Below are 17,905 nucleotides of genomic sequence, written 5' to 3' on the forward strand. Positions count from 1 at the left end.
AGTGTCTTCAAAGCACGAAACCCGCCTATTGCAAATGTGCTGTTAGCGGTAGTCATTCTCATTTTTTATTAGGTCACCAAATGTAGTGTGAAAGGTCATTTTCTCATAGTCGGGAAACGCATGAAATTTTTGAAATGTTTGGTGTTTATTATTGAAAGTGTCTTGATAATGTATTATAAAATGACCATCCGCCCGTTCAATTTTCCTATTAAAGTCGTGGGAAATAAATCGAGGAAGTAAATGATAACCGGTTTCTTGATTTGGGAAAATGTGACTTTCTCTAATTGGATTCTGATTATTTTCCGGAGAGTATTGAGGCTCTTTTCTCTTAGTGTCATCAATTTTGAATTTCTCCCCCTTAATATAGATTTCCTCTATTATCCATTGTAATCTAACATCCACCGCAGGTCCAGTTCCTAAATTTCGCAACTTACCAACTGTCGGTACATGAATTCCGCCAGATTCCAATTTAGGCCAAAAGAATGAGGCATATTCTTTTCCATCATTATACTTTTTTAATTCAATTCTACTTTGATGACCTCCATAGTCAAATAGCAAGAATGGTCTTTGTCCAATTACTCTATCTCGCCGAACCTCTTTCAAAGCTTCCCTTGATAACCAAAACGATATTATCAAGCCAACTAAGGTCAGAAGCATTGTAGCTATTTGAGCAATATCTACCCAAAAGTTTAAATCCAAATTATTTGTTGTCATGTTGTCTTTATGATTACCCCGCTGCGCAAAGTCTCCTGACTTTGAGCACATCTATACTTCCAAAATTCATTTCTTTTAGTCGCATCAATTATCGGGTTATCTGCCAATTCAATTTTGGTAGAGTTTTATCAAAGTAAAATGTTTTTTGTCAAATTTGAAAAAGCTTCCATTGTCTGTTCCAATTAATTTTTTTTCTTCCGATTCAATTTTTTCGACTTCATTTGCGTGTAAATTCCAGATATAAAATGATGTTTTGTCTTCATATGAAGAATGAAAAATTAAATTGTCATTTTTTGAAGAAATAGAAGTTGCTCCTAAAAATTCTTTTGGTGTTTCATAACTCGTTACTTCATAAGTTTCTAAATTAAGTTCGTGTAATTTGAAGTCAGTATAACCATAGAATACGACTTTTTTATTTCCAAAATTTGTTAAACAATAACAATCGATTAAATTATTATCACCAGTTGATGATTTATAACCATATCTAAGTTCTCCGTTGAAGTTGAAAACGGTTAGACCTTCATTATTTGGTCCATTTTTCCCTAAAATTCCTTCATCAAAATATGAAATTACAATTTTATTTTTAGTTATGATTACATCTTGAATTCGAATTCCAGCATTGAACTTTTTAATGATATTTCCCTCAAAATCTAGAATAAAAGCATTATTTGTAATTTGATCGTTATCGTCAATAATTAAGAGGTTTTCGTTGTTTAAATATCTTACAATTGGAAAATGAAATTCGTTTTTTAACTCGAATTTAAAATCATTTCCTATTAGATTATTTTGAGATGTAATAGCAATAAACTTCCCATAGGAATCCGTGTAAATATTTTTAATATTTTCTTGTTTTAATTCTAAATTTATACGTTGAGTTGTCATAAAATTGTAGTAACGGTTTACGGCTTGGCGATGTGGCGGATTTCGGAGGACTAAACTGTCAATACATCACAAAAGTTGATGCGAGGTAGAATGTTCAATTAACCACTTCACCCGCCATTGAGCCAAACGCCTGTTATGCGGTCGTTTTTTTTCTGTCCATTAGAGCCAGCCACTTAAATATTTACATGGGGTTATTGCTGCTAATTTTCCGCCTGTCGGGTCTGAAATAGTGCCATGAACAAGTCCATGCAAAATAGTTTTTTCCTTTGTTTGAGTCATCATTCCAGAAATCATGTAACCCAAATCAAACATAGGTCCACCACTATAACCTCCGATACTTGGCAATTCTAAGATGATGAAATCGCACTGAACTTGATTGTCAAATCGAGGTAAGGTAATTACAGGCGTTGCGGCATATGTCCTATATGATAGAGGTGAAAATTTTGCCCCAACTGCTCCAAGACCTAATGGAAAACCAATTGTCGTAAGTTCAACATCTTTTGAAATAGAACTATTGCTAATATCAATTTGGCCAAAGGGGAAACATCGTCTCTGTAGATATTTAGCATTTGTTTGTGTAATAACAATCTTTGCTTTTGCTAAATCAGCTTGGCTATGGTTTGTAAATGTAGCGCCACCTAATAGTACACTAAGCATCACTTTTGTCGGAATACCATTTTTGTCAGAAAGCACAACATAAGTCTGAGCGTTAATGTTTTTGATTACATGTGATGCCGTCAATAAATATGGTTCATTATCTTTTTCGATAAAAATTGCCGTACCAACTTCTTCTCCGTTTGCAGAAGGAATTCTTATGTTACATATTACGTTGCTAAGTTCGTCTCTTTGAAATATCATATTCGTTTGTCTTTATGGTTTGGTGTTGTCGTCCTAAAATGCCGCATAACACCCAAATATACGCATTGCGTCAATATAAATTATATCCAGTTGCGCTTATCCTCAAATATTGGATGCTAAACACAATTACCTAAAACTTTTTTCAAGTTGATCCATCCAATTAGCATCAAAAACCACCCTTTTTGCCTGGGATTTGAATCTTTTAGATTGGAAAATCAACCTTTTTGCATCGTTTTCCACCCTTTTTGGTTCACCATCGAGTCTTTTAGGCTGAGAATCCACCCTTTTTGCATGAAAAACGACCCTTTTGGGCTGGTTTTTGAGCCTAAAAGGGTCGTTTTTGAAATGTGAAGCTTAGAATGATTACTCTTTCGGCGCTGGTCTGTTGCCTTTTCGTGAAAACCTCTTGCTGAGGTCGTCATAGATAGGTCTTGCCGTCGCCACGCCTTTGCTGGACGCTTCTTTTACAGAGCCGTAGTACAGCAGTGCGGCTATTAGAGCTTCGTTACCCGCCAGCATAATGGTATCGGACAGGTCGGCAGTTAGCTGACTGGCCAGATTCCGAATCGGAGAAAGACCGTTAACTACTGCTACATCCTTATGAAACTCCGGTTGATCCATATAGCTGGGAGCAAATTCAGGATTCGTTTCTGTGTAATCTTCCACTTTTTGTACCGTAGCTACTGTTTTGTCTCCCATTTTGAAAATAGTTTCTCTTTGGTCAGGTGTTAATCCCTGCAAAAAGGGCGCAAGCAGTGTTCTGCATTCTTGTAATTTTTCTTGTACGCTGTTGATTACTGTAGCAGGAATCTGTACACTGATTTGATTTTTTGTACTCATCGTTTGTGAATTTATTTTTATTAAAGATTCAAATATAATTAATTTTGATATATGAAATGTCTGTGTTGGTTGATTTTGTTTTAAAAAATGCGATAGCTGTTTAATGCAAGACTTACGAGGGTTTCGTAATTGTGTTTTAAGACCTCAGGGATTGAGCTATGTCAGAATTTATGGATTTTACACATAGCCAATTGGGTTACGCTTCTAGCTGCCATAGTTTTCTTTCAGCTTTCTCATTAAAAGCCTTACACCTTGCTGCGTATCCGGATTAAAGGAATTTGTGAAAATTATATAGGCTTTATTTTTTAATCTGTCGATGTGCACAAGAGTATAGTATGTTCCTGCAGTACCGGAGTGTGTCGAAAGTTCTTTTCCGTTTTCATAAATATTAAACCAGCCGAGGGAATAGTTTGGGATTCCCTTATGGATAAAAGTATATGTTTCTGCTTTCAGGTAATTATCTTGTTTTTCAAGACCTTTTAAATTGAGCTGAATAAATTTGATGTAATCTTTAAGCTTTATATTTAGATCTCCAGCGGGTTCGGTGTAGTCCAAATGATAGTCAAAGTTAGAAGGAACCGGTTCCAGCTTACCATCCTCTGTTCTATGTCCCCAGGTATCTTTTTGCTTTTGATTTTCGGGCCAGGATAATTTCACATTTAATTTTAAATCCTTATTGAATACCTTTTCAACTAATTGTTCCCAGCTTTTATGAGTTACTTTTTCTAGCATTAATGTGGCCAGCGTATATCCTGCATTCGAATAAATGAACGGATTTTGCTCGTCGGGTTTTACAGGTTCCAGCGTTAATACGAACTGCCCAAATTGTTTTCTTTTTTCCGGATTTGTCCCTTTGAAGCCAGGAATTGCAGGGTCATTTTCTCCTTGGAATGGTTGTATTCCTGCTTTGTGTGACAGTAAATCCTGTAATGTCATATTAGCATACTCCGGTTTGCTTTTTTGTTTCCATTCGGGAAATAGATCAAAAAATTGGGTTGTCCATTTTAGTTTTCCATTTTCTACATATTTGGCAATAACAAACGCTGTCATCGCTTTTGTATTGGAGCCAATATGGAACCTGTCGTTTAATGTCGCTGCATCCGGAAGATTAACCGAATGCTTTCCTAAAGCCGCGATTTCCAGTGTGGATCTGCTGTCGATTACGGCGTAACTAATTTCGGGGATGTTATATGATTTCCTAATCGAGTCAGCGAAATTAATTGTTTTTTGACCAAAGCAAATTACTGATATGGTTAATAATAGTATTGTCGTTATTTTTTTCATTTTTATGTTTACTTTAAGGGGACTTGTGCTAGCAAGTTGTTAAGCAGTCAAATGTAATTAATTTTAATATGTGTTGATTGATTTTATTTTGAGTGATCTTTAGCTGTTTAACGCAAAGCTAACAAGGGTTTTGCAATGATTATGATTTTTCAAGGTTACAATCATGACTTCTCCAGATTTGGGTGCTTTGTAATAAAACTTTGTGCCTTTGGGATTTATTAAATGCAGATTTTGCGAAGGTCCTCAGAAACAGTAATTTTTTCGTAATCCGACTTCTGTCACAGCCGTTATTTAACCAAAATCACAAAAAATTAATGAGCAGTCTGAAGTTTTATTAATATTTTTGACGTTTGAACCAAGAAAACACAGTTACTGATGGGTGAAAAATTACAATGGGTGAATCTTAAAAGCTTTCCATGGCTGGTTTTTTTTATAGCGATAGCTGTTTGGATCGCCATTGCCGGCGCTAATTTCTATTACCAGCATCAGGGCGGTTATACAGGTACAGGGATTCTTTTCCCAATCTCGGTGATCTATCCCAATCAGTTTTTATGGAGCGGATTTGTGTTTGCGTTTTTGTTTCTGATTTCAGGGACTTTTGCTTTCAGATTTGCTGACAAGATGAATGTCTATCTTCTCTTTTTGATTGCTGTTATTTTGGTTTTATTAGGCAATCTGAGTCAGGGTAATTTCGATATTGCTTTCCTGCAGCCGTTTTATCTGAAAGGAAGACAATATTATGCTGATGCAATCAACATTACCGACGGACAGATTTGGCTGAGAGATTTCTCCGGGAATCTGGAACAGTTCCAGATGCATACCAAAACGCATCCGCCATTTGTAACGCTCCTGCATTATTGGATACTGAATATTTCCAATATTGAAACCCTGGCGATTGTGTTTTTTGTGATAGGAAGTTTATCATTTCCACTGTTCTATAAGATTTTGGTTGATCTCGGCTTCGAAGAAACCAGAAGGAAGTGGGCGCTGCTTTTGTTTGCCGTTGTGCCTTCTGTTAATATTTATCTTCTGGTTTCGATTGATGCATTGGTTTTAACTTCAACACTGATCTTTTTATTAGGCTTTGCGAGAATTTTTCATCAGAATAAAATTGATTCCGTTTCATTTTTGCTGATTTCGTCAGGGTTGATTCTGACCAATCTTTTGACCTTTTCGGGATTATTTCTGTTTGCATTTTTAGGCTGCATCAGTTTCTATTTTTTATTAAAGGGAAAATGGAATTTTGTCTGGCTGAGCCTGATGGGTACTGTTGTTTTTGTTTTGGTATTTGCAATGATATATGCCATGACGGGCTACAATCAATTGGAGACGTTCTTTTTGGCTTCAAAATCAGAAAATCCGGACGGTTTCCGATTGTTCCATCAGCCATTTGTTTATTTAATGACAAGAATGGAAGATATTGGTGAGATTTTCCTGTTTTTATCTTTTGGATTTTTATCTGTTTTTTTCTCAAAAAAATCAGGAACGGAAGTTTTTGAAAACCGGAATATTAATATCCTGTTTTTCTCTGCGATTTCAGCGATTTCAGCAATGCTTCTGACAGGTGCTTACGGAACGGGCGAAACAGCGAGGGCCTGTTTGTTTCTGGTTCCTTATTTTTTGATTTTGTTGAAGGGTATTAGTTCAGACAATTTTAAAATCATGTTTTACCTCTGTCTTTTTCAAACGTTTGGGATGCAGATGATCGGGAATTTTTATTGGTAAAACAGAAAGAAGATGCTGAATAATTTAACAGGACTAAGATTCTATACCGCATTTTGGGTTTTCCTATATCATTTTTGTGTTTATACGGGAGGAATGGATAATTTCTTTGTGAAGAAAGGTTATCTGGGTGTGGATATTTTCTTTGTGTTGAGTGGTTTTATTTTGACCTATGCTTATCATAAAAGCTTTATTTTGGAAAAAGTAACCTCCAGGAAATATTATAATTTTCTGGTTAAGAGATTTGCGAAAATCTATCCGCTACAGATATTAACATTTGTGATCGTTGGTATTCTTTTATTGGTCGGCAAATATATTTTTCATCAGAAAGATCTGATCATCAGGCCGGATCATATCGTTTCAAACCTTTTGATGATCCACGCCTGGAACATCAATGATGCTTTGAGCTGGAATACCCATTCCTGGAGTTTGTCCGATGAATGGTTTGCTTACCTGTTTTTATTTATTTCTGCAACATTCATTATTAAACTGAATAAATTCTGGGGAAGAATTATTCTTGGTGCAGTTGTTCTTTTCTTTATTGTAAGATGGTTTAATATCGAGAATTTTGACCTTAATGAATATACTTATAAAGGCTTGGAAAGAATTATTCCCGAGTTTTTTCTGGGAATTTTAATAGGATTATTAAGGTTTGATTTTACTGTTTCTAAAAAAGCAGCGAGCTTGATTTTTGCAGCCAGTATTTTGATTTTACTGACTCTTACAATCACAGACTACAAAGTGGATGCTCTGTGTATGTTGCTGTTTGCGGGGATGATTTATTCACTGTCATTTCCGACGTATTTTGATAAGTTATTCAACTCAAAAAGAATAGTTTATCTGGGGAATATTTCGTTTGCTTTTTATATGTTCCAGTTGACAGCATTTTATTTGTTCAAACCTGTTCAGAATTATATAGCCCAATTAAATATCTCGGAATATATTTCCGGTTCTATAGAGTTGCTGATTTTAGCTTTACTCAATTTACTAATGGCGTCATTAGCCTTTAAATATTTTGAAGAACCAGTGAGGTTATATATTTTGAAAAAAATGATAAAAAATAATTGAACGTTAGGAGGAATTAAATCGAATTAATACTTGTTTTATTAGACTGCGAAATCTTAAAATAAGAATTATATTTGAATTCTAATTATAACAGATATACTTAGCAAAGGTAATTAATGGCATTTTTACATCCGGTTTTTACGGTTCTTTTTGTCTTCTTGATTCTCTACAGTTTTGTGGAAGTCAATAGAGAAGATGGCTTGCGAACTCCCAAATTTATTTTTTGGACCATTGCCGTATATATGATCGTAATTATTGGCTACAGGAGATATGTTGGTGCGGATTATCCTGTTTATGATTCGATGTACAGCCAGTATTTTCCTACTGTTGATTATAGTCAGTTGATTGATAAAATGTTGTTTAGAAAATCAAGAATCGATGTAGAATGGATGTATGCCATGCTGAATAAATGGGTCTATTCTACAGGCGTTCCGTTTAAAGAATTTACATTGATCAGCGCTATTATAACAATTACCGGAAAACTTGCCGTTTTTTACAAAGATTCCAAATATCCTGTTTTTGCAATTCTTCTTTTCCTGATTCCGGGATATTTCATTGCAGACAGCGGGCATATGAGACAGGCATTGGGGATGACAATGTGTGTTATATCTTTCAAATTTATCAAAGAGAGAAAAGTCTGGTGGTATCTTCTGTGTATTTATATTGCTTATGGGTTTCACAAATCCACGATTATCTTTTTGCCTGCTTACTGGCTCGCAACAATCCCGATGAATCCCAGTAGGATCTTCTATTCGATAATGATTTGCGTGATATTATCACCATTTCAGATATATAATTTGTTTTCAGGTTTTCTGGATACACTTAATGTTCAGGACGTTTCGAACGGATACAATGGTTACATCAATTATGAAGCTTCCGGCTCCAGTTTTCTCGACGGACAGATTTTGGTTTTTAGCTTCCTGCTGATTACTTATGACAAGGTCGCCTGTGAGAAGATCTATTATTATGAGTATATGCGGAATCTGCTGATTATGGGAATTTGTCTTTATTTTATTATGAGAAGTAATCCCGTTTTCTCTACCAGACTTGTAGGTTCTTACTTAGGATTTGCACCATTGGTTATTACCAATATTATTGCATCTATGGATAAAAAAAATACAAGATGGTTTTTCCATTTGTTCTTCGTTGTTTTTATGATATTTTACTATTTTGTATTTGTGAAATATCAGGGGAACGCAGGGCGCTTCACACCGGATAAATATCAAAACTTCCTTTGGTTTACTCAATAAAATTAGATGAAAAAAAATATAATACTTTTAGTAATATTTCTGGTTCTTGGATTATTGATATTTTATAATACCCAAGTTGTAATAGATTTTGCAGGAAAATATATTTATCCGTTAGACGATGCATATATCCACTTATCTATGGCAAAAAACTTTGCTGAATTTGGAACGTGGGGTATCACGCAATATGAATTTTCCTCTACCACGTCATCACCACTGTTCACTTTTCTGTTAGCTGTTCTGATTAAGATATTTGGAAATTGGCAATACATTCCACTGGTTGCCAATAGTATTGCCGGAATTGCTTTGATCCTTGTTTTTCATAGGTATCTGAAACAATTTTCACAATCAACTTATATTGTTGTTTTGTCATCAGTCGTTCTGCTAATGCCATTGCATCTGATGATAATGACGGGAATGGAGCACGTTTTTCACACGTTGGTGATGGTTTTGGTTTTACTCGGATTTCAAAAATATCTTGAAGATAAAACGCCGAGACATTTCTCCAATCTGGCATTGCTCTCAATTATTGCTGTCGGTTTCCGGTATGAGAGTTTGTTTTTTGTTTTCTTTATCTGCATTTACCTTTTTTTCATCAAAAAAGATTATGTTATAAGTGTGGCTTTAGGAATTCTGGCGCTTTTGCCGGTTCTGGTTTATGGTTATATTTCCATTGACAACGGCTCATTTTTCTTACCAAATTCTTTGATTCTAAAAGGGAATACCAATGACGGTATTGTGGGTTTCCTAACCAGAGTTGCAGGAAATGCCTACCGTGGAATTTCAGTTCTGGTGTTAGTTCTAATTTTATTGATTCAGGTTTTTGTCAAATCAAAACATCAAACAACATTAACGGATAAGATTTCAAAAAATGCTATTCCGTTTGTGGTGTTTTGCGGGTTTGTCGTTCATCTTTTATTTGCTAATTTCGGCTGGCTGATCCGGTATGAAGCTTATCTTGTGGTGATTGTCTTATTTGCAATAACGCCTTTTATTAATGAGGTTTTCAATAAAAATGCGACAAATAAAATTCTAAAATTCGGAACTATTTTTCTTTTACTGGTTACATTCTATATACGGTTTGGAACAATGCTGGAAAAGCAGCCGACCGCATCCAAAAACATCTTTGACCAGCAGATTCAGCTGGCGGATTTTCTTCATCAGTATTACGGAAACTCGAAAGTTATTGGCAATGATATCGGGGCGATTACTTATTTCAATAATATTCATCTTTTGGACACTTACGGTTTAGGAAGTATAGAAGTGGCGAAACTCAGAAAAAGTGATCACGGAAAATTTACCGATAACAAGGCTTTGCAACAATATGTTTACGATACGGCAAAAAATCAGAATTTTGATGTGGCTTTGGTTTTTGATGAATGGGTAAAAATGCCGGATTATTTTTCAAAAGTCGGAACTTTGACGATTCAGAATAATTATATGTCAGGAGGAGCAACAGTTTCTTTTTACTCTGTGCAGAAAGAGAATACCCAGAGACTTAGAAATCAGTTAATTCAATTTTCTAAGGAAACACCAAAAGACGTTATCATAAAAATTGTAGATTAGAACTATGGAATTCGAAGACTTTATTATTGCGCCCAGAAAAATCCGAACGGAGAAATGGCAAATCGGAGACGGAATCACCAACGACATCAAAGAAGACAGTATTGTTCTGCTATTTGTTTCAGATTACCGTGGCGCTGACGGCGAGGCGGAAAGTCAGGATTTTACAGGTATACGAAAAGAATTTTATAAACTGTCTCAGCTCGATTTTGAGATTCCGGTTGTGGATTTAGGAGATTTGGTTTCCGGAAGGACGCCGCAGGATTCGCATTACATCTTGCAGGAAGTTTTGTCAGCTTGTCATTACAAAGGTGCGATCCCGGTGATTGTTGGCGGAAGTAATGACTTCGCATTTTCGCTTTTTTCAGCGCTCAATTTTCATCAGCAAGATATCAGCTACACCCAAATCAGCAATGTGGTGTCGCTGAAACAGGATGAAGAAATCCATGAGTCTAATTTTTTAAGTAAAATCTTAGGCTCCAAAAATTTCTCTATCAAAAATTACCATCATCTGGGCTATCAGAAACATCTGAACGAAATGGATTCTGTAAAGCTCATCAAAGAAGTTCAGTTTGATATTATCAGATTGGCAGAGATGATGAATTCTACTGAGAAAACAGAACCATACTTTCGTAAAGCAGACTTGGTTACAATTAACTGTGATGCGATTGAAAGTTTTGGTGAGGCTTTTTCTATGAATCCGCAAGTGAATGGACTTAACAGAAGGGAGATTTGTGCCTATATGAAAGAAATCGGCTTGAGTGAAAGATTGAAATCTGTAGGGATTTTCAATTATAATATCTATTCTGATTCTCAACTGAACCATCAGCTTTTGGCACAAATGATCTGGTATCTGATCGAGGGAATCAATATTCAGCGATCTCATCCGAAGGAGAAATCTTACGAGACTTTTTATGTTTTGATTAATGACGAGCAATATGCTTTCAAGAGAGAAGTTTTCAGTAATCTTTGGTATTTTGGAGATGATGAGGATATTGATAATTGTATCCCTTGTTCGCGTTCGGATTTTGATGAGGCTAAAAAAGGATTTTTAGGACCGAGATTTACCAGAAATTAATATTTAGTAATGTTGTTGTAAAACTACTGTTCAAAAGAAGAAAGGCGCAAGAAGAAAGCTCCGTAGGAGCGAAATGTTTGTAGATAAAAACCAACAGGTAAAGCTCCAGAGGAGCGATATGTTTTGTAATGTCTGAAAAATTAAACATCAAAGTTTCAATCATTGTTCCGGTTTATAATGTCGAATTATATCTGGAAAAATGCTTGTTGTCATTGGTCAATCAGACTTTGCAAGACATCGAAATTTTGGTGGTGAATGATGGAAGCAGCGATAATTCTCAACAAATCATCGAAAAATTCCAGCAAGAATATCCGGATAGGATTTTTGGTTTCATAAAAGAAAACGGCGGACTCAGCGATGCGCGCAATTTCGGAATCGACAGAGCAAGAGGAGAATTTCTGGGTTTTGTTGATAGTGATGATTACGTGTCGGAATCGATGTTCGAAGAGATGTATGAACTGGCAGTCAAGCATCAGGCAGAAATGACGATTTGTAATCTTCAAAAGGTTGATGAAAATGGTAATGTGACTCAGAAATTAACCCAACTTCCAGGGTTTCCGGAGAAAATCGTTCTGGAGAATAACCTTTCTGTTTTTTCGGACATCTCTTATTTCGCTTGTAACAAATTATTTAAAAAGGAATTATTTCAAAATAAAAGGTTCAAAAAAGGGATTCATTTTGAAGATATCGAATTGATTCCGCAATTGCTGCTTCGGTGTCGTGTTTTGGCATTCACTCCAAGCTATCATTATCAATATCTGGAAAGACAGGATTCTATCAGTAAAAGCCACACAACAAAAGGTTTGGATATACTGAAAGCTGTAGAAACTGTGAGCGAAAGTTTTAACCAAAGCCGTTTTTCCTATCACTCGAAAGCTTTGAAGAATTTTCAGATATTGGAGGGCGTTTATACTTTCCTGGCCTATCTGGCCTTTGTGAGAACGGACTCTGATTTTTACAGAATGTCAGAAGGATTGGATCGGTTTATAACAGTCAATAATTTAAAAATTAAAGATATATTGCAATATAAGCGGTTTGGTAAGAATTATCTATTATCTTTGCCATTGAAGAAAAAAATTTATTATATCCTTAGTCTTTTTAAGTTGAGGAGACTTGTCAGGATATTGATTAATCAATAATACAAAGCAAAAAACACTAATGACTAATAATTTCGAAACTTTTTTGGAAAGCACCGGAATATCTTTTTTCTATTTTAAGCTTTTGCTTGGCTTTGTGTTTTCGTTTTTGATTACTTACTTCGCAATTCCTACAATAATAAAAATCTCCAGGAGAAAAAACCTGATGGATGAACCGGGCGCAAGAAGCTCTCATCTCAGGAAAATACCAAATTTGGGCGGAATTGCCATCTTTTTTTCATTAGGTGTTTGCGCACCGATTTTCGCTTACGAACTATTTGACCGGTACAAATTTTTATTTGCTTCTTTTATAATTCTGTTTTTTGTAGGAGTTATGGATGATATTATGGTTCTGAGAGCTTATAAAAAGTTACTGGCTCAAATTTTAGTTTCCGCGTTAATGGTTATTGGTTCTGATGTCCGTATAAGAAGCTTATTTGGTGTTTTTGGAATCTATGAGATCAATTATTATGTAAGTGTCGCATTCAGTCTACTAACATTTATTATTTTGATTAATGCTTTTAATCTGATTGACGGGATTGACGGACTTGCAGGAAGTTATACCATTATAACAAGTGCTTTGTTTGGTGTAAGCTTTTTCAGATTGGGAAGTCATAATGATCCGCTGGTCATTCTTTGTGGTATTTTAATAGCGGCATCTTTAGGATTTTTATTCTATAATTTGTCAAATAAAAGAAGTACCAAAATTTTTATGGGTGACACGGGGTCTATGATTTTGGGATTCTTATTGTCATTTACCGGTATTTCCTTCATAGAGATTTTTATTGCAAAGAGAGATGAGGTTTTCTATCACTTGCAATCTGCTCCTGTTATTGCAGTTGCAATTCTGATCTTACCGATCATCGATACACTTACTGTGATTATTACAAGAATCTATCATAAAAAATCGGTGTTATCTCCGGACAAGAATCACATTCACCATAAGTTATTAAACCTGGGATTAACCCATAGGAGATCAACGGTTTATATAATAAGCTATTATTTGTTAATCATTATTGTAGCTTATTTTTTCAGACATCTGAATGTTAACTGGCTATTAGTGTTGATTATGGCACTTGGGTTTTTAGGAGCATATCTTCCGATATTTTTATTACGATTCAAAAAAGATTAAAATTGTTATACTTTTGTAAAAAACTATTGATGATAAAACGTTATTTATTTAATATATTTTTATTGCTAACCTTAGTCGGGATCAGCACTTCCTGTATTTCCAAGAAGGATATTCGGTACTTGCAGCCTAGCGAGAGCCTTACAATTAATGAAGAAGGTTTGGTTCCTTATAATGTTCCGGAATACAGAGTGACTAAAGGTGATATCTTGAGCCTTAATGTGGTGACAACACCAAAAGGAGATGCGGCACAATTCTATTCATCTCTTAATGCTTCCAATGGGGCTAATGGGAGTCAGCAAATCACAGGAGGCTCTAATGCACAGTCTGGTGGAAATGGTAGCGGTTCCGGCGGCAATGCTACATTTTATTTCAATGGATTAAAGGTTGATTCCAATGGTGACGTTAATATTTTTGGGATCGGATATATCAAAGCAGAAGGCAGAACATTGGAAGATATGACCAAAGAACTACAAGAAAAGGTCAACGAGAATTTTTTGCAAGGGAAATCCGAAGTCAGACTGAATCTGGATGGCATCCGCTATTACATTCTGGGCGATATGGAAACCGTAGGAATAACGGGAGAAAAAACCGCTTATGTTACCCAACTTAATATAATGCAGGCTCTGGCAATGAATGGAGGTCTTAACAGAACGGTTGACCGTAAAAATATTATGATCCACAGAAAGTATCCGGAAGGCATAAAAACGGCAAGATTGGATCTGACAAGGGAAGATGCGATGAACTCTCCATATTACTGGCTTCAGAATGGTGATATAATTTATCTTAACACGAATGGTAAGAGTATCAATGGTTTTGGAAAAGAACCGCTTCAAACTCTGACAACGGGCGTCTCATTGATTACAACAGTAATGTCTATTTACTTAATTATTACCAGATTATAATGATTCCTGATAAAAGCGGAAATAATACACAAGGTTCAGCGCAGGCAGCTGAGAAAATGGGTTCTTTCAATTTGTTTGACCCTGCTCACTTTGTGCAGAGAGTTATTCGTAATTGGTATTGGTTTGTAATTCTGGGATTCATAGGTTACTGTATTTCTTATGTTTACAGTAAGTATTATGCACAAAGGATCTATTCTTCCAGTTTGTCATTAAGTATTTCGAGTAATACAGCAAGTTACTTTACACCCAATCAGTCTATTAATTTCATCTGGGGGCAGGGTGGTAACCAGGATGGGGTTTATCTTAAGAAGATATTATTATCAAGAAGCCACAATGAGTTTCTGGTAAAAAAACTAAATCTGATTACCAATTACACAACAAAAGGACTGATAAAAACAACTTATCTTGATCAGGAAGATAGCCCGGTTTTTTTGGAAATTGATAAGTCTCATTTACAGCAGGTTAATTATCCGATAAGTATTATTCCTAAAGGCAAAAATCAATACGAAATTATTTTACCCGAAGAGGGACAATCCAGAAATCTTTATAACTATAATACGGAAAGTGTTGAGTCTGTATCTTCTTATGCCAGACCGAAAAACAGGATTTTGAATCTGAATGAATGGTATGAATCACCCAATCTCAAATTTAAGTTGATCTCAAATCCGAATCCGAGCAATTTGGGTCTTGATAATATCATTGTAACGCTTGTTCCTGTAAATCAGGCTGTAAATAGCATAATAGGAAGCTTGTATGTAGATTTCGACAAAGAACTGTCTTCTATCATGATTATTACAAAGACTGGTTATAACCTGAATAACACGGTTAGCTTCCTTAATAATTCTGTACAGGAACTGATAAAGAAAAGATTGTTAGATCAGAATATGGTAGATAAAAATACCGTAGAATATCTTAATGAAAATCTTTCTTTGATTAGAAAAAAACTGGATTCCAGTGGGGCAGTACTGAATAATCTCAAGATCAACAATCGTCTTTTCGATATGGAGAATATCGACTCCAAAACACTTGGCAAATTGACTGATCTTGAAACTCAAAAAGCAGAATTGCTTACTAAAATCAACTCTCTTAATGATATAAGGAATTCTGTCGGTACAAATAGTATAGAAAAGATTATAAGCCTGAATGTTGCAGGCATAGAAGACGGAAGTTTCACGGCATCAGTTTCGGAGCTCAAGCAGCTCTATGCAAAGCGTAGAGAAATGGCGCAGATTTATACTCCCAATTCTGAGCCGATGCGGGAGATCAACAGATTGATTAATGAAGCAAAATATACATCGCAAGATGGTTTGAGAAAGTATTTCCAGGGTTACAATAATAAGCTTTCAGATCTGGATGCACAGATTGGGAAGATTGATAAAGAATTGGTGACGCTTCCCGAGAAACAAAGGATTTTTCTTGATGCACAAAGAGGTTATAACATTATTGAAAATACTTATAACACCCTACTTACGGAACAGGCAAAATCCCAGATGCGTGTAGCTACAAACCAAAGTAATTTGAATATTATTGACAACGCAAAAAATCTCGGACAAGGGCCGATTGCTCCTGATGTCAATGCAACGCAAATGCAGATTATGGGTGGATTATTGCTCATTCCTCTCGTGTTCTTACTGATAGGAGAATTACTTGATAATAAGATCAGAAATCTTAAAGAACTGCTTACTGCAACTAAAATTCCATTATTAGGAGTAATTGGTCACAACAGCTATGATAATAACTTAACAGTTTTGGAAGAGCCAAAGTCATCAATATCAGAGGCGTTCCGGGCTGTAAGAGCCAATCTCCGCTTTTTGTTTGATGAAGAACAAAAAAGTAAGGTGATTCTGGTAACATCTTCCATTAGTGGAGAAGGGAAAACCTATGTTTCAATTAATATTGCTTCGGTTCTGGGACTTAGTGGAAAAAAATCTGTCTTATTGGGAATGGATCTCAGGAAGCCTAAAATTTTTGGAGATTTCAAAATTAATAACAAAAATGGGATTTCCAATTACCTTACGGGACAAGCAGAACTGGAAGAAATCATTAACCATACAAGTATTCCCGGTTTAGATGTTATCACTTCCGGACCAATACCGCCCAATCCTTCGGAGTTATTGATGAGCGATAATAATATGAAATTTATAGAAAGATTAAAAGAAATCTATGAATACGTAATTATAGATTCTCCTCCAGTAGGTTTGGTCGCAGACTCATTTGAATTGATCAAAAAAGCTGACACTACAATATATGTTATTCGTCATGAATACACGGAAAAGCATATGTTGAGAATGATCACGGAGAAATATTTTAACAAAGAAGTTTCTAACCTGGGATTAGTTTATAATGATTTTGTCGTTAAGCAAGGTTACGGCTATGGCTACGGTTATGGCTACGGTTATGGTTACGGCTATGGTTATGGTTATTTTGATGAAGACAAAAATTATAAAGAACCAACAATAACTAAAATAAGGAACAAGCTGAAAATGTTTTTTAATAAAAAATAGAAGCCTTTCTCAAGGCTTTTATTTTTTTATAGACTATTTTGCCAATAAGTTCGTTTTTATAACAATAAATTATATTTTTTTGTTTTTATTTAACTAAACTTTAAGAAGTTCCCTAATCTAAAAATGTTTTATATTTGCACCAAATTTTTGAATAATACACGTTTCATCGTATTGAAAATGAAGAAAGAGTTAACTTATACCTTTATCGTATTTTTTTGTTTTTTGAGTTTTGTAAAAGCTCAGAGACATGAGATAGGAGTACAGTTAGGTATGAGTAATCTTGTTGGAGATATTGGTAGAACCAATTATATTTTGCAAAAACCTATTGGGAATGTTTCTGATTATGGATTGCCTTTTTATGGAGGTGTGATGTATCGGATGAATTTTAATCCATATCAAACGGTAAGACTTAATGTAGGGTTTAACAATATTCAGTTTGACGATAGATATGCAAACGAGAATTACCGAAGAATGAGAAAATTGTGGGGAACTAATTCTGTACTGTCCGCAGATCTGCTTTTCGAATACAATTTCTTACCGGTGAATGAAGAGCAGGTGAGTATGATTAGTCCCTATATATTTGTCGGAGTTTCTGGCTTATATATGAACTCTGTAAAGGCAGAACTTACAATCTCATCCCTTACCAATGTTCAGGCAAAATATATTCAGGATAAAACTTTTACAATGGGTTTGCCTTTTGGGGTAGGGCTTAAGTACAAGTTCAATTATAACTGGGCATTATCTGGCGAATTCACCTTCCGGCCGACTTTTTCGGATCAGGTGGATTATAGCGAATTAAAGGAAAGTGATGTTAAGGTTGTAAAAACAGTTTATGGGCAAGACATGACCAATACAATTGTTCAGGGATTTCTGCAGCAAAGGAATATCGGCAATCCGAATTCGAAAGATTGGATTAATTCTGCTTCAATTATTTTGTCTTATTCTTTTGGAAGACCACCTTGTTATTGCAAATAATGA

At 35.3% G+C, this 17,905-nt stretch carries 15 protein-coding genes; 10 read left to right on the forward strand and 5 right to left on the reverse strand.

Annotated elements, in window-relative coordinates; genetic code table 11:
• Positions 1-42 precede the first annotated feature (42 nt).
• The 5 genes from QOL71_RS15700 to QOL71_RS15720 all read right to left on the reverse strand — a co-directional run bounded on the left by QOL71_RS15700 (position 43) and on the right by QOL71_RS15720 (position 4,578).
• Complete coding sequence (locus QOL71_RS15700; RefSeq protein WP_283417837.1) at positions 43-714, reverse strand: hypothetical protein; 672 nt, start codon at positions 712-714, stop codon at positions 43-45.
• A gap of 108 nt (positions 715-822) precedes the next feature.
• On the reverse strand, positions 823-1,596 hold the full coding sequence (locus tag QOL71_RS15705) for a hypothetical protein (protein WP_283417838.1): 774 nt from the start codon (positions 1,594-1,596) through the stop codon (positions 823-825).
• A gap of 159 nt (positions 1,597-1,755) precedes the next feature.
• The gene (locus QOL71_RS15710; RefSeq protein ID WP_283417839.1) at positions 1,756-2,454 is read right to left on the reverse strand and encodes a S1 family peptidase; all 699 of its coding nucleotides are present in this window, start codon (positions 2,452-2,454) and stop codon (positions 1,756-1,758) included.
• Positions 2,455-2,817: 363 nt separating this feature from the next.
• On the reverse strand, positions 2,818-3,294 hold the full coding sequence (locus QOL71_RS15715; protein WP_283417840.1) for a hypothetical protein: 477 nt from the start codon (positions 3,292-3,294) through the stop codon (positions 2,818-2,820).
• 204 nt (positions 3,295-3,498) lie between these two features.
• Positions 3,499-4,578: a serine hydrolase domain-containing protein gene (locus QOL71_RS15720; RefSeq protein WP_283417841.1), complete on the reverse strand. Its 1,080-nt coding sequence runs from the start codon at positions 4,576-4,578 to the stop codon at positions 3,499-3,501.
• 375 nt (positions 4,579-4,953) lie between these two features.
• Here QOL71_RS15720 and QOL71_RS15725 point away from each other — a divergent pair, with 375 nt between their 5' ends.
• The 10 genes from QOL71_RS15725 to porG all read left to right on the forward strand — a co-directional run bounded on the left by QOL71_RS15725 (position 4,954) and on the right by porG (position 17,902).
• Positions 4,954-6,303, forward strand: a complete 1,350-nt coding sequence (locus QOL71_RS15725; protein ID WP_283417842.1) for a hypothetical protein — start codon at positions 4,954-4,956, stop codon at positions 6,301-6,303.
• A gap of 12 nt (positions 6,304-6,315) precedes the next feature.
• Positions 6,316-7,368, forward strand: a complete 1,053-nt coding sequence (locus tag QOL71_RS15730) for an acyltransferase family protein (RefSeq protein ID WP_283417843.1) — start codon at positions 6,316-6,318, stop codon at positions 7,366-7,368.
• Positions 7,369-7,481: 113 nt separating this feature from the next.
• Positions 7,482-8,615 carry an EpsG family protein gene (locus QOL71_RS15735; protein ID WP_283417844.1) on the forward strand — a complete coding sequence of 378 codons (1,134 nt, stop codon included), beginning with the start codon at positions 7,482-7,484 and terminating at the stop codon, positions 8,613-8,615.
• 6 nt (positions 8,616-8,621) lie between these two features.
• Positions 8,622-10,178 carry a hypothetical protein gene (locus QOL71_RS15740; RefSeq protein WP_283417845.1) on the forward strand — a complete coding sequence of 519 codons (1,557 nt, stop codon included), beginning with the start codon at positions 8,622-8,624 and terminating at the stop codon, positions 10,176-10,178.
• Positions 10,179-10,182: 4 nt separating this feature from the next.
• Positions 10,183-11,253 carry a formimidoylglutamase gene (locus QOL71_RS15745; RefSeq protein ID WP_283417846.1) on the forward strand — a complete coding sequence of 357 codons (1,071 nt, stop codon included), beginning with the start codon at positions 10,183-10,185 and terminating at the stop codon, positions 11,251-11,253.
• A 128-nt stretch (positions 11,254-11,381) separates the two neighbouring features.
• The gene (locus QOL71_RS15750; protein ID WP_283417847.1) at positions 11,382-12,392 is read left to right on the forward strand and encodes a glycosyltransferase family 2 protein; all 1,011 of its coding nucleotides are present in this window, start codon (positions 11,382-11,384) and stop codon (positions 12,390-12,392) included.
• Positions 12,393-12,411: 19 nt separating this feature from the next.
• Positions 12,412-13,521, forward strand: a complete 1,110-nt coding sequence (locus tag QOL71_RS15755) for a glycosyltransferase family 4 protein (protein WP_283417848.1) — start codon at positions 12,412-12,414, stop codon at positions 13,519-13,521.
• 29 nt (positions 13,522-13,550) lie between these two features.
• Entirely contained in the window at positions 13,551-14,423 is an 873-nt protein-coding gene (locus QOL71_RS15760; RefSeq protein WP_283417849.1) for a polysaccharide biosynthesis/export family protein, read from the forward strand.
• Positions 14,423-16,927, forward strand: coding sequence for an exopolysaccharide transport family protein (locus tag QOL71_RS15765; protein WP_283417850.1), 2,505 nt, complete (start codon positions 14,423-14,425; stop codon positions 16,925-16,927). Before QOL71_RS15760 ends, QOL71_RS15765 begins: the two co-directional genes overlap by 1 nt.
• A 177-nt stretch (positions 16,928-17,104) precedes the next feature.
• Positions 17,105-17,902, forward strand: coding sequence for a type IX secretion system protein PorG (gene porG / locus QOL71_RS15770; RefSeq protein WP_283417851.1), 798 nt, complete (start codon positions 17,105-17,107; stop codon positions 17,900-17,902).
• Positions 17,903-17,905: the final 3 nt, after the last annotated feature.

The organism is Epilithonimonas pallida, from assembly GCF_900182975.1.
GTDB classification, from domain to species: Bacteria; Bacteroidota; Bacteroidia; order Flavobacteriales; family Weeksellaceae; genus Epilithonimonas; species Epilithonimonas pallida.

What these genes read in the sequence shown, in the direction of transcription:
- QOL71_RS15710 (WP_283417839.1), bottom strand. Translation starts at nt 2,454, where the DNA reads ATGATATTTCAAAGAGACGAACTTAGCAACGTAATATGTAACATAAGA.
- QOL71_RS15730 (WP_283417843.1), top strand. Translation starts at nt 6,316, where the DNA reads ATGCTGAATAATTTAACAGGACTAAGATTCTATACCGCATTTTGGGTT.
- QOL71_RS15715 (WP_283417840.1), bottom strand. Translation starts at nt 3,294, where the DNA reads ATGAGTACAAAAAATCAAATCAGTGTACAGATTCCTGCTACAGTAATC.
- QOL71_RS15725 (WP_283417842.1), top strand. Translation starts at nt 4,954, where the DNA reads ATGGGTGAAAAATTACAATGGGTGAATCTTAAAAGCTTTCCATGGCTG.
- QOL71_RS15750 (WP_283417847.1), top strand. Translation starts at nt 11,382, where the DNA reads ATGTCTGAAAAATTAAACATCAAAGTTTCAATCATTGTTCCGGTTTAT.
- QOL71_RS15740 (WP_283417845.1), top strand. Translation starts at nt 8,622, where the DNA reads ATGAAAAAAAATATAATACTTTTAGTAATATTTCTGGTTCTTGGATTA.
- QOL71_RS15765 (WP_283417850.1), top strand. Translation starts at nt 14,423, where the DNA reads ATGATTCCTGATAAAAGCGGAAATAATACACAAGGTTCAGCGCAGGCA.
- QOL71_RS15720 (WP_283417841.1), bottom strand. Translation starts at nt 4,578, where the DNA reads ATGAAAAAAATAACGACAATACTATTATTAACCATATCAGTAATTTGC.
- QOL71_RS15700 (WP_283417837.1), bottom strand. Translation starts at nt 714, where the DNA reads ATGACAACAAATAATTTGGATTTAAACTTTTGGGTAGATATTGCTCAA.
- QOL71_RS15745 (WP_283417846.1), top strand. Translation starts at nt 10,183, where the DNA reads ATGGAATTCGAAGACTTTATTATTGCGCCCAGAAAAATCCGAACGGAG.
- QOL71_RS15735 (WP_283417844.1), top strand. Translation starts at nt 7,482, where the DNA reads ATGGCATTTTTACATCCGGTTTTTACGGTTCTTTTTGTCTTCTTGATT.
- porG (WP_283417851.1), top strand. Translation starts at nt 17,105, where the DNA reads ATGAAGAAAGAGTTAACTTATACCTTTATCGTATTTTTTTGTTTTTTG.
- QOL71_RS15760 (WP_283417849.1), top strand. Translation starts at nt 13,551, where the DNA reads ATGATAAAACGTTATTTATTTAATATATTTTTATTGCTAACCTTAGTC.
- QOL71_RS15705 (WP_283417838.1), bottom strand. Translation starts at nt 1,596, where the DNA reads ATGACAACTCAACGTATAAATTTAGAATTAAAACAAGAAAATATTAAA.
- QOL71_RS15755 (WP_283417848.1), top strand. Translation starts at nt 12,412, where the DNA reads ATGACTAATAATTTCGAAACTTTTTTGGAAAGCACCGGAATATCTTTT.